The sequence below is a fragment of the Mesoplasma seiffertii ATCC 49495 genome (genome assembly GCF_000518725.1).
GTDB lineage: Bacteria > Bacillota_I > Bacilli_A > Mycoplasmatales > Mycoplasmataceae > Tullyiplasma > Tullyiplasma seiffertii.
On record NZ_JAED01000008.1, the window covers coordinates 44,051 to 57,976 of the forward strand.

The 13,926-nt window shown below is 29.4% G+C and carries 9 protein-coding genes; all 9 read left to right on the top strand.

From position 1 onward, the window contains the following. The first annotated feature begins 24 nt into the window (after window positions 1-24). Entirely contained in the window at window positions 25-753 is a 729-nt protein-coding gene (locus L872_RS0100655; RefSeq protein WP_027062984.1) for an SDR family oxidoreductase, read from the top strand. A gap of 150 nt (window positions 754-903) precedes the next feature. Then, window positions 904-2,682 (top strand): ribonuclease J, encoded by a 1,779-nt coding sequence (locus tag L872_RS0100660; RefSeq protein ID WP_027062985.1) that lies wholly within the window; start codon window positions 904-906, stop codon window positions 2,680-2,682. Window positions 2,683-3,102: 420 nt separating this feature from the next. Then, window positions 3,103-3,594 carry a PTS glucose transporter subunit IIA gene (locus L872_RS0100665; RefSeq protein WP_027062986.1) on the top strand — a complete coding sequence of 164 codons (492 nt, stop codon included), beginning with the start codon at window positions 3,103-3,105 and terminating at the stop codon, window positions 3,592-3,594. A gap of 41 nt (window positions 3,595-3,635) precedes the next feature. Next, complete coding sequence (locus tag L872_RS0100670; protein WP_027062987.1) at window positions 3,636-5,525, top strand: ABC transporter permease; 1,890 nt, start codon at window positions 3,636-3,638, stop codon at window positions 5,523-5,525. A gap of 1 nt (window position 5,526) precedes the next feature. Further along, entirely contained in the window at window positions 5,527-7,044 is a 1,518-nt protein-coding gene (locus tag L872_RS04865; RefSeq protein ID WP_051418401.1) for an ATP-binding cassette domain-containing protein, read from the top strand. A 17-nt stretch (window positions 7,045-7,061) separates the two neighbouring features. Beyond that, on the top strand, window positions 7,062-8,159 hold the full coding sequence (locus L872_RS0100685) for a hypothetical protein (RefSeq protein ID WP_027062988.1): 1,098 nt from the start codon (window positions 7,062-7,064) through the stop codon (window positions 8,157-8,159). A 23-nt stretch (window positions 8,160-8,182) separates the two neighbouring features. Beyond that, the gene (locus tag L872_RS0100690; RefSeq protein ID WP_027062989.1) at window positions 8,183-11,140 is read left to right on the top strand and encodes a hypothetical protein; all 2,958 of its coding nucleotides are present in this window, start codon (window positions 8,183-8,185) and stop codon (window positions 11,138-11,140) included. A gap of 197 nt (window positions 11,141-11,337) precedes the next feature. Next, window positions 11,338-13,428, top strand: coding sequence for a hypothetical protein (locus L872_RS0100695; RefSeq protein WP_027062990.1), 2,091 nt, complete (start codon window positions 11,338-11,340; stop codon window positions 13,426-13,428). A gap of 111 nt (window positions 13,429-13,539) precedes the next feature. Then, a partial coding sequence (locus tag L872_RS0100700; protein ID WP_027062991.1) for a lipoprotein occupies window positions 13,540-13,926 on the top strand: 387 nt, incomplete at its 3' end.

Below are 13,926 nucleotides of genomic sequence, written 5' to 3' on the forward strand. Positions count from 1 at the left end.
CAAGCTACAACAAGGAGAACATATATGAAACCAACGAAACCTCTAATTGCAATCACGGGAGCATCTTCAGGAATTGGTAAAGCAACTGCAGAGTTGTTTGCATCAAAAGGATATCCAGTATTATTAATGGCTCGTCGTATTGAAATTTTAGAAGCAATGAATATTGAAAATAAGGTTACAGCTCAAGTAGATGTAACAAAAATTGATGAGATTCGTCAAGCAATTGCTAAGGCTGAATCAATTTATGGGCCAGTAGATTTATTAATTAACAATGCTGGAATCATGCCAATGGATAAATACGTTGATCAATCACTTCAAGATAAGTACGCCACTTTAGACGTTAATATTAAAGGTGTTATTAATGGAATGGATTGTGTTTTAAAAGCAATGAATGCTCGTAAACATGGAACTATTATCAACATATCTTCAACTGCTTCACGTTGAACTTCAGTTGATCATGCACTATACAATGGTTCAAAATTCGCTGTAAATGCGATTACTGAACAAGCTCGTCGGGAAAATGCCGAAAACAATATTCGTTTTATTTTAATTGAGCCAGGAATTGTTGATACTAATTTGTTAGATACAACAACCAACCAAGAAGTTTTAGAAGCATACTTAATTAATAAGAATAAGCTTAATGGAGGATTATCTTCTGAAGCGATTGCTGAGGTTATCTTATATAGTTATGAACTACCGCAGCATATTAATATCAAAGAACTATTAATCACTCATACCAATCAAAAAATTTAAAAAAGTGAAAGTAATTATTGAAAATGTAGTGTAAAATTATTAAAAATAATTACTTAATAACTAATCTAACGTTATCGCGATTAGTGAACTTTAAAACAGAAATAATATGCATTCATTTTAAAGATTAATTTAAAAAGAAAGAGGTAGTATATGGCGAATATTCGATTTATGCCAATTGGTGGTCAAGATGAACGAGGAAAGAACATTTTTGCTTTAGAAGTTGATCAAGATTTGTTTATTTTTGATGCTGGAATTAAGTTTCCTGACAAAGGAATTTTAGGAGTTGACGTTGTCATTCCTAAATTGGACTTTTTAAAAAACAATGTCAAAAGAATTAAAGGGATTTTTATAACAAATCCAGCGTCTTACAATTCAGGGGCTATTAGTTATATTTTAAAAGAAATTGATGTGCCAGTTTATTGTAATGAAATAACAACAGTTGTATTAAAAATTAAGGCGCAAAGATTACGCGTTAAAAACAAAGAGCAAAATTTCCATATCATTAAAGAACATGATATTTTAGAATTTGGAAAAGTTAAGGTGGAAGTTTTCCGCACAACTTCTAGTTCACCTCAATCATGTGGATTTGCAGTGCATACTGAAAATGGGGTTATTGTTTATGCTGGAGATTATATTATTGACGGAAAAGAACAATCATACTTTTCAACTGATTTTACTCACTTAAATGAGATAAGCAACAAGGGTGTTTTAGCATTAATCGCTGACACTGAATTTGCTTCAAGAATGGACTTTACAGTTCCAAACCATAAAATTGAAAATTATATTGCATCACCGTTTAAAGAAAAGAAAACAAAAATTGCTATTGGAATTTTTGAAGAAGATATCTTTAAATTAGGAGAAATTTGCATGGCCGCTAAAGAAAACGGCAGAAAAATAGCTGTTTATGGTCGTACAATGTCAGCAATTATTGAGTCAAACATGATTAATGAAAATTTAGTTTTAACCAAAGATGATTTATTTTCTGTTGAAGAATATATGAACTCAGAAAATGGAATTTTAATTATTTCAGGAACTGGTGATGTTTTATATTCTAAGTTGGCAAAAATTGCTAATGGGAATGATGAAGTTGTTGAGTTTAAGGAAAAAGATTTAATTATTTTAGCAACTCCCCCAGCAGCAGGAGTTGAGAAACGCCATGCACAAATTCTCGATGAGTTAGCAAGAACTGATGCGCGTTTAATTGCTTTAAGTGATAAAAACATTTGATCAATGCATGCTTCTTATGAAGACGTTAAAATGCTTGTTTCAATTATGAAACCAAAGTACTTTGTTCCGGTAAAAGCATTGTATAAAGATTTTTTAAAAGCAGAAAAAGCAGCCATCGAGGGTGGAGTTCATCCAGAAAATGTCGGAATTATTGATAATGGAGAGATTTTAGTATTATCAAAAAATCACTTAGCAATTAGCCAAGAGCGCGTTGAGACCGGTGATGTCTATGTTGATGGTGTTGGAATAGGTGATGTTGGAAGTGTTGTGTTAAATGAACGAAAACAATTGGCAACTGATGGTGTTATTATTGTTGGAGCTACAATTGATACAAGAAATAAAGAACTAGTTTCTTTAATCGATACTCAAATGCGTGGAGTTTTATATATTAATGAAGATAATCCAATTTTTAAGATTTTACAAAAGCAAATTGCTGAAATTATTAAAAAAGGTGAGTCATTGTTTAGAGAAGCACCAGAACAATATGATTTAAATAACATTAAGCGTGAAATTATTTCGAAAGTTCGTTCATCAATCAAGCAAGAGTCAGGTAAACAACCAATTGTTTTGGCAATCATAAATGAAATTGATGGCAAAGAATATGTTCCGTATATTCGTAATACTCGAAACGTTACAAACTATCAAAATAAGAAAACAAATTATCAAAAAAAATCGTCATTTAAAAAGCCTAAACAAAACTAATAATTTTTTTAAGATATTAAAAAATTATTTTAAAAACTTAAAAAACAAAGAATAAGCTTTAAAAACAGGAGATTTTGTCCCAATTTTGGACAAACTCTTGTTTTTTTTTTTTTTTGTTAAGTTATATAAAGATAGAAAACAATTAGGAAATAGCGTTGCTAATTAAAATAACTATCAAATTGAAAAATTAAATTCTGAAAAGCAAAGAATTTAATTAGAAGGGCATACATACAAAATAAGAATATTTATTAAGTAAAACTTATTGCATGTAAGAAAACATTTGAGTTATGTTAAGCAGATAACTTAAATCTATAGGTATATATTAAAAGTTTTAAGTAAAACTAGTAATGGTTTTTTAAAGTACATTAATTGAAACTTATATATTAAATAACAAAAACAAAAAGAATGAGGTAAAAGAATATGTTTGCTAGAAAAAAAATAACTAAAATTTTCGCCCCAGCTGATGGCGATATTGTTGAATTGAAAAATAGTACTAATCCGTTGATTAAAGAGCTTATTGCTAAAGAGGGATTTATTTTAAAAACCCATAAGCAATCATTTTTATCCCCAATTTCGGGAAAAGTGGTAATGTCTTTGAAAACCAAGAAGGCTTATAAAATCAAAAATAAAGCCGGAGTCCAAGTTCTATTATTTTTAGCGTTGGAAGGAAACTATTGAGTTTTTGATAAATTCTTTTCAAAAGTTGACAATAATCAAAAAATTAAAGCTGGTCGTCCTCTTTGTGATGTTAGTTTAAAAAGACCTAAAAGTAATTCAGAAAATACTTCAAAAACAGAAGTTAACCAAATTATTGAGATTCCTATTTTAACAACAAGTAATAATGAAAAAACCTTAAAAGTTTTAAAGTTTGGAACTGTTAAAAAAGGTGATCTAATTGCAATTTTGAAATAAATAGTCTTTAACAATTAGCAATAAAGTATGCAGGAGGAAAAATGGCATCAAATCTTAAAACAGAAAATAAAGCAGTCTTATCTGAAACAAAAAAAATCCAAACAGCAACAAACATGAAAAAAGGAAGCACAGTAAGTTTTTATAGACTGCTAAGTTATTTCATTAAACTTATTTTTATTGATAAAGCCTTTTTAATCATCTTTGGTATTGGAATTGCGTTTGGTATTGGATTTGGTATTTTAGCAAGTGTCCAAAAATCACCGATTACAATTTTTAACTGATACTACTTAATTAATACAGTTTTGCTATTGCTATTAATTGCTAGGCTAGTGACTTACTTTTTACATAACAAATTTGAAGATCAAACGATGACAATTATTATTCAACAGAAAACAAAAAGAATTTATATTTTGTTAAGTATTTGGTTAGCAATTTTTTTAAGTGTTTTAGTTTTAAACCTAATTGCGACAATGGCCATGGTTTTACTAAATGTAAGTAACCTTTACTCAATTCACTACTTAATGGTGAATATAATTTATCAAACTGCTTGTTCAGTGTTTTTAATAAGTTTCATGTTTTTCTTAACATTAACTTGCAAGCAACAAATCGTTTCGATAATTTTGTCATTTGTACTATTATCACTATTCATATCTAGTTTACCGCAACAATTTTATGATACAAAAATGAACAATACTCAAATAACTTTTGTAGATAAAAATGGAGGTCAAATCATTTATAAAGCTTCTGAAATTAATGAAGCAATTGCATTTAATGAAAACGTAAGCAAGGGACAAATTAGATTTCCTCACTTAAGCAAGTATATTAATGATTACTATATTAAAAATCATTATACAATTGCAAACTTTGAAAATAAATCTGAAATTCAATCACGATTAAAAATGTGAAGTGACCTAAATCTTATAAATACTAGAGAAGAGACAATCATAATTGGTGGTCAAGATAGCACTCAACTTAAAATTGAAAGCATCAATGCTCGAAGTGGATTAGAAGGTTTTGAAAAAGATGATATTGTAGAAATCAATTTGGTTTTTAAAAACAAATTTAAAAGCATTAATGAAATTAAACAATTGGAAAAAAATGAAAAAAACAGTGCCAAAAAATCAATTTTAAAAGACTTAGTTAGTTTTTATGATTATTACGATGCGACATTTAAAGCTGCCTATCAAAATCTAAATACTTCAAATAAAGTTTTAGAAAAAATGTGAAGTATTAATTATTCTAACTTCGGAAAATACTTATCATTGCAATTAGTCAGTGATGAATCAGTAATCACTGTAGTTGATAATGTTGGAGGAGTACAAACTAAAAAAGGCGCAAGTGCAAACATTTCAAATGGATTGTTCCAAACTTACTTATTTAATAACTATTTTGCTTCATCAAGTTCAAAAAATTATGATTTGCTTTTTGCAACTGAAAGAAGTAGTGGCGAATATGCTGATAACTATAAAATGCTAATTGATAGCATTTCAAGAGAAATGTATTTTGAGTTATTCATTAGAGTTTTAGAAGATAACTTTATTAATCAAACTTCAAATTACGTAATTATTACTGAATCTCAAGTCATTAATAACGATCAGTATAAAGCTTACGAAAGCTATGCTAATAACTTTAACTTACTAAGTTTAGGATTATTTCCCGCTAATATGAACAGTTATTTTGAAACTTTCGCTGGTAAAGCATGAGATCAATATTGATTCAATTTTAACAGTAAATCATTTATTGATTTTAAAACTCAAGACAACATCTTTTTCACAAAAGTGAAGTTTAAATTTGCTGTAAATGATCAAACTCGCCAAATTACTGGTGTTGATAGACCAAATATTCATTTTTATGTTGGAACACAAGTTATTTTCCTAATAATTACTGCAACTTCATCAATCATTATGTTCATCAGAAAGGACTTAAAATAGTATGGCAAAAAAACAAATACTTAGTTCACAACAAAGTGAATCAATGACTACCGATATTGTTAAGTTTGACAATTATTTAAAAAGGTTCACATACAAGGAACAAATTGGTCCTTTAAATTTCACAATTAGAAAAAACAAAGTGACGATTATTATTGGACGAAGTGGTTCAGGAAAATCTGTAATTTTAAATTCAATTATGGGTTCATATGCGCGGTATAAGGGAACTATTGATATTGCTGGTTACCGAAGAAAGTCAAGAAATGGTTATAAAGTTAATAACGAAATTGGATTTTATACCCAAATGGATTTTATAAATTATGATATCACTTTAAGAACTTATTTAAATCAAATTGCAAAAGTAATGGGATTAACTAAAGAGTTTTCTGAATTTCAAATTCAGCAGTTACTAGATTTATTTCAGCTAAATGAGCACAGTGAAAAAAAACTAAAGGACTTTTCATGAGGAATGAAAAATAGGTTAAATTTAATTATTAGTTTATTAAAAGATCCAAATCTGATCATTTTAGATGAACCTGGTGCAAACTTAGACTCATTATGAAGAAAAAAGATTAAGGAAATTTTATTGGAGTATAAAAACAATGATAAGACAGTGATTATAGTTGTCCATAATATTGATGAAGTCTTTGATATTGTTGATGACATTATCTTAATTGAACAAGGACAGATTATCTATAAATCAGAGTTAAAGGATTTAAAACTTTATTTGCGAAGCAGACTTTTTTTCAAAACAGATATCGCAAAACATCCATCATATAACGAATTTAAAAAGCAACTTTTAGAATCTGGTTTTGAAATTTTTGAAGAGGATTTAGAGAGTAAAACTTTAGAAATTGGAGTTTTAAAAGAAGAAGCTCATAAAATTAACTTTTTAGTAGCAATGATCATTAAGTTCAATATGTTTTTAGAAGAAATAATTAATGTACCAATGAATTTTGAATCAATTTATAACTCATTAGTTTTCTCTGAGAATCTTAAGGAGCTAGAGTTTTATGTTAAAAGAATTAGTCCTATAAGTAGAGTAAGATTACGCTCATTATTGAGAACATCAAAACATAAAATAAAAAATCAAATTAAAAATTCATCAAGTGCAGAATTTGTTGAAGAAAAACGTCGATTACTTTTAGAAAATAAAATGCTAATAAAAAATTTAATGCGAAAAAAATATGATTCCAAAAATGTGAATATTCTTAATAACATTTTAGAAAAACATTTTCATAACAGTAAACCTTTAAATACGACAGAAATGGATCTATTAAAAAATACTTTGAAAGAAATGTTATCCCAAAATCTTTTATGCAAATATGAAGCAAAAATTATTAAATTGGGACTTGAAGTTGCTTTACGCCAAACTAAAAATGAAAAAGCATTTTCTGCATTTGAAAGTCTACTAAAAATGAATTCTGGAAATCCAAAAAACTTAAAAGTTACTCATGTAAGCAAAAACTTGATTAAAAATAACCCAATCATACAAGATCATAAAAATCAATTATTTTGATAGATCAGAAAAGAGGCTATATGAATAAAAATTTACGAACAAAATACTTTTCGATTGAAGAAAGTGGAAACACCTTTAATATCAAGGACTACAATAATAATTTAGTTCAAAACTATGAAAACTATTTAGATGCAGTTGTTGATATTCAACTGCTTAATGAAAAAATGAGTCAAACTCAAAAATTGGAAAATGAAGTAAATTTGAAACTTAAGAGTGTTAAGGTTCAAGCAAATGTGCATCATGAAAATAATGTTCTTGATATTGACGAAGAAAAATATTTAGATATTTTAGAAAAAACAGAAATTTTAAAACAAAATCTTGAAAAATTGGGAGCAGAAGCTGAAGCATTAAATCAAAAAAAACTTGTCAAGCAACAAGCCGCAGCTAATCAAAAAGTTGAAAAACAAACGTCAGTAAGAGTTTTAAAAGATTTTTTAGAATATGAAAATAATGTCTCTCAGCAAGATCTAGAAACTTTAAAATCAGAAATTTTGAGTAAGGTTAAAGAGACTCTTAACAGTATTAATCTTGCCCAACTTAATGAAATAGTTGTTAAAAATAAAAGTTTAGAAAAAGCATTTTTAGTTATTCAAGAGCAAGTAACTAAAAACTACGCCGAAATGATAACTTTCCAAAATGAAATTCGCAGCGCGTTACAAGAGCTAACAAGTGACCAAAAAGCTTTTTTATCAAAAGATGAGTTTGATAAAAGTCAACTTCTGCTAAACGAATTCAATACTGCTCAAAATGATCAACGGTATATCAAAATTGACCAGATTGAGTTGTTATTTGAAAAATATTTGAACTTAAGCAAACCTAAGGCAGCTAGTAAAAACCCAAAAAAAGCAACGTCAACTAAATCAACTTCTAAAAAAGTTGGGGTGAAAAAACCAACAACTAAAAAAGTAGTTGAAAAGAAGACATTATCTAAACCTCCGACTAAAAAAATAGCTGTTCCTAGTCAACCATTAGCTGACGAATTTGATGTCGAACCTATTATGAATTCAGATTCTAAAGCAACTGAATCAAAGGACTTACTCGACTATGAAAAAGCTTTTTTGGAATTACAAAAAAATGGTTCACTTAAAAGCTATATAAAAAATCTGATTAAAAAATAAAGAATGAGTTAAAGGAAAAAAATATGAAAAAATTATTAATGACTTTAGGAGCAGTAAGTTTATCTGTTCCCCTTGTAGCATCTACAGTATCTTGTTTTACTAATACATCAGTTATTAACCCTGAAAAAGAAGACAATGGGTTTGAAACTGGAAAAGAATGAATGGGTAAAGGAAGTTTAGAAGAGCTTTATGCAACAAAAGAACTTTCTGTTAAAAATCAAAAATGACAAGATGTTTTAAAAACAGATTATTCTCAAAAATCAGTTAATTCTTATAAATTAGCTAATCCAAAAGTAATAAACGACAAATCGACACTTGCTAATAAAAGTATTTTACAAGTAAATGATCGTTTAGAATTTACGCCATATGCAGACATGGGAATTGTTGAGGATACAGCTGAATATCTTATGAAAGAAAAAGGGAAAAGCTCAGGTACTCGTACTGAAGCAATGGAATCATTAGAAAATCATCAAACAAACAACATTGTTTATAATGACTTAGGAGAAATTTCTGCTAATAAAGAGGTTATTACTGATGCTAGCGAAATTACTTTAGGATTTATGCAAAATGCATCAGATACTGGAGAGCTAGTACCAATGTGAAATGCTGCTCCTGCTAAAGATAAGTTAGGAATCCTGGCTGATCAAAAAGATGAAACTGAATATGCAAAATGATTTAATGATCGCTACCGTAACTGAACTGGGGCAAGTGAGCAAAATACTCGCTGAGAAGCAAACGAAAAGACAGGACATTTAGATTCTCAAAAACTGCGAATTTCTTTTGGTCCATTTGCGAATTCATTGTGACATACAGCTTGACAAAATAACAAGACTCCAGAGCAATTGGCTACAGTTTTAGAAAAAATTGCTGCAAAATATGATACTAAAAAGTTTGACTTTTACTTTGCTGCTCCATATTTATCAGCTAGTGGTAACTACGCTGATTCTCAAAGATTATTAGCCAGTGCGTTGAAAATTTTAATTGAGAAAGATAGTGAATATGATATTCAATTGTCACTAGTTATGTCTACAAAAGATGGTGTTGCAATTCATCCAGGATTCTTAGAAGGCAGCAGTGCTGGAAATCTAAAATTATTAGGAGATGAAGCATTCCCATTATATAACTTTACTAAATACTTAGGAATGAACTTTAGATTAAACTTAGTTTCAGGTTACTTAACTCTTCCAAATGATCCAGCAAATAATCCCGATTGAGAAATTGAAGCAATGAAATCAGGAGTTTTACAAACTCACGAAAACTGAAGAAAAATGCATGAAGTAATTAATGAGGGAACAGAAGCAACATTAGAAAAATCTTCACGAAAAATCAAAGTGACCCCATGAATTGGTCGTAGAGCAGAAGCTGCTGCATATAACTTTACTCCAAAAAATGCTGTTGAGTTACGTTCATGAGCTGAAGAACAAAAACTAGGTGGAGTAGGGATGTTTTATATCTCTCGTGATACACCAAGTTTGTTTGAAGACAATGGTCAAGAAGGACCAGCTCAAGCTGATAAAAATGCTTTAAACGAGAACATTCGTTCAGGGTCAGGATTTGAACAGTTTACTTATGCAAAGGCTTTAAATGGTACTTTTGAAACTAAAGATTTAAAACCTGAAGAAGTTGTAGATATTAAAAATGTTGGTGGAATTGATTATAAAGAAGATATTCAAAATAATACTGACTTAGATAATCTAGAAAATCCTGGTTCTTGAGAAGGTCCCAATGTTGGTGGGCCTGGAGAAGGAGCAGGAGGTGCTGGGGAAAGTGAAGGAACTAATCCTCCTCCACCAACTGGCCCAGGAAAAAGTATGTATAGTTCATGAGAAGAAGCTAACCCAAATAGAACTGACAAGATTACTAAAAAAGAGCAAGCAAACAATCAAACTTATTTCTCGCCATATTTAGATGCTGGTTTATACCAAGGAAATGATATGCAGGAAATTTTAACATCAGTTGAAAGCATGGATCATTTGACATTAGCCTTTGTTCAACAAGTAAATGAACACAATGACAAAATTGAAATGTCAATTGCTGGTCAAGCTAAAAATAACGAAGGTTATACTTGATGAGAAGAAACACAGTTCTGAGGAAAAATGTTGAAACCGTTAGCAGAGCAAAATAACTTTGAAAATATCAAAGTTGCTTATGGTGGAGCAACAACTGGTGGATTTACAGAAAAAAATCCATGAACATTAGCTAATAAGCTTAATCCAAATGATCCTATCAAGGCTCAACAAGATTTAAAAGAGGCCTTAATTGGTTACCAACAAGAACTAGTTGACGTTGTCCAAAAATACGGACAACAAACAGTTGGAATGCCAAAGGCAATTGACTTTGATATTGAAGGGCATGCTCAAGAATTAGATGCAGATAATCATTTATTGGCAAAAACATTAGCTGAAATGAAAAAAGCTGATTCAAGTTGAGATTTCTCAGTTACTTTACCGGTTCTTCCAAGTGGTTTAACAAGTGTTGGATATAACGTTATGAATATTTTTGTTGAAGAGTATCAAAAAGCGGGACTTTCACAAAGCGACTTACCAGTAATTAACTTAATGCTAATGGATTATGGTGATCCGATTTATGTTAAAGCTCGTGATGTTGATAAAGTAACCAACTTTGATTTAGCTCGTGATGCAATCAACGCTACTAAAAATAATTTAGCAACTTCAATTGAAAATAATTATGGAAGTGTGGAAATTGGCAATCAAGGTTTATACAAACTAATTGGAGCAACACCAATGATTGGAGTCAATGATACAGTTCATGGGGTCTTTACTTTAGAAGATGCTAAAGAATTATACAATTGAAGTCATAAAAATGGTTTAGCTTATATTGGAATATGATCAATGAACGATGATCGTGGCTTCAATATAGATACTCAAAAGCCGGGTAATAAATCATTAACATCCCATGGTCTAGCATATCTTAATGAATACGATTTTGCTAAAGCCTTTAGTGGAAACTGAAAGTTCTAAAAATAAAGACACAAAAAGAAAAGGACAATTTTAATCAAAAGGCGCCCTAAACGGGCGCCTTTTGTGATTAACCTAAATCAATAAGTTTGTAAGTATACAAAAAAATAAAAAAACTAAAAATTTAATTCCTTAAGAAATTTAGAGTATTAAAAAATAAAGTCGTAAAACAATGAAAGCAAATAATTAAGGAGTAAGATATGAAAAATTTTTTATCTGTCTTGGGAGCTGTTATGTTAACAACTTCTACAGGTTTAACAGTTATTGCATGCAGTAATAGTGAAACCATTTCAATTCCTACATCTGAAGAAACAATCAGTGAGTATAAAACGGAATTAAATAACATTTGAAATACAGTTTATAATCAAAATACTAGTAAATTTGTAAGAAAAATTTATAACGAAGAAGATACAGAAAATTATAACCTGTTTAATTTTAATTATTTAAAAACACATTTTAGTGGTTCAGAAAATGCATCTTTTAATTTATCAAATGATCTTATAAGTCAAACTTTGTTTTTAAGAGATTTAGCGATTTTATTTCCTGAAGACCAGTTTGCCAAAGAAATTCAAAGTAATTTGGCTACAGGAAAAAATTCAGTCAAATATCGTAATACCTACATGGGTAGTACAAAAGCGACCTTAGGAGATTTTAAAATTTTAGAAAACAGTGACTTTTCATTAACAAGAACAAATTATAAAAACTTGGAAACTGGAGCAACTGAACTAATTTTTACGATTAATGTAACAATAAGCCGACAAATGCACTATAAAAATCCTCAAGGTTTAGTTGAAATGCATAATGTTAATCAAATCCCATTAAGTATTTTAATAGGAAAAGATGGAAAAGCTCTATCAATTATTCAAAAAGTTATTACCGAACTCCCAAAGCAAATATTTGCAAATGGGGAATCCCAATTTAAAGCTTCAACATTTAAAAATCTGTATAGTGATTTTAAAGCATATACCAAAGCTTTTGATTTAAGTCTTTATGACTATCTTAATAGTCCAACATACAAAAAACTTATAACAAAGAATATAGAAATTCTTAACAATCAAGAAAATCAGTACAAATTAGTATTGGGAGACATAGTCGCAAGTGCTGCAGAAATCAAAGTACTTTCTGAAATGATACAAAACAATACTAAAGAAAATCAGGCAAATCTTGAAACAAAAATTCTTTATGATCTGCAACGAAACCCATTAGCTAATAGTTTAATTTTAAAGAAGACAGAAACTGAAGTTTTGAAAAAAGACTATGCCTTGGAGATGCTGCAAGAAATTGTACCAGAATTAGACTTCAAGATTGATGAATATGAAGAAAACCTAAGTGAGTTTTTAAGGGCAAATATTCCACAAGAAAGTATAAATGATTTGATAGAAACAACGTATAGCTACGGATTTTTCAGGCTTCAAAATATTTATTTGGAGTTTGATGAACACTCAAAATTAGAGTTGCCAAGTCTGACAATTCCTTGAACATACGAAAATGATATTGTTGAAACTAATAAAAAAGAAGCTTGATTACTATCAATTTATGAAGCCTTGAAAATTGTCAATGAAAATGTTCTTAGAGCCAATTCAATTATTCCGACAAGTTCAGCGCCAAATATTTTTGCTGAATCAACTTTAATTAATGAAAACTTAAAAGCATCATTCAATAAACCATGATCTGAAATTGTTAATGATACAGGAGTTTCAAGCAAAAATTGAAACATTGAAGATGATAACATTTTTGATTTTGATGAGGGGAAAAGCTTGATTACGTCTAAGCTAGTTTCTGAAAAAAGTAGACAAAAAATTGCTAATAATATGCAATATGATTTTGACTCATTTTCAGCGGATATGTTGAATACTTACTCAGTTGATCAAGAGGTCAATAGGTTGGAATATCCATTAGATTATTTATCGCATTTGCAGCTCAATGTTTTTGGTTCAAATTATCAATCAAATAATACTTTTGAATTACCAAACACTAGTAATTATTGAGTCAAAGCATCAGAGTATCCTACAACATATTTAACGTACAAATTTAGCTTAAGTTGAATAAATTTTAGTATATCATTGCCGTTTGATGAAGGATATCGCTTCTATGATACTTACGAACCTGAAAAAGTTTGAAGCGGTGAAAAGTACTGAGAATTGAGTAATGACAGAAGTTTGTTTGCAGATTCAACAGATTCAGAAAAATTTGATTGAGAATATCCAAATCGGTATAAACTATCAAGTTATAACGAATCAGGAAGCATTTATGCAATACCAGCTTTTATTATGTTTACTATAAAAAATTAATTTCTGCATAAATATCAGACAAAATTAAAAGTTTGTATAAAAGTTAATCATTATGAGAATTCAAAAAATGCTATTGACATCTTATAAATAATTAACATTCAAAGGAGAACTATGAAAAAATTATTAACCTTATTAGCAGCAATTGGACTAACAGCAACGACAACAACTTCAGTTGTTGCTTGTGGAAACTCTAAACAGTTACAACCAGTTGATACCACTGAATTTGAAAAACTAGCCATCACTGAAGCCCAAGGAAAATACTTTACTATTGAACAAGCAGTTGAGGGAATTAATAAAATTAATAACCTTCCTGAAGGCATTGAATCAATTAATGTTTCAATTTTAGAATCACCAACCATTCAAGTTGAGTTTATTGCTCAAAAAGGCTATGAAACTCCGAAACCTTTTACCGTAAATTTTAAAGCAAAGCAACAAACAGGAAAATCTAAGATTAATCTTTATGAAATTGAGGAAGCTGTTAAGGTTAGAAACATTCAA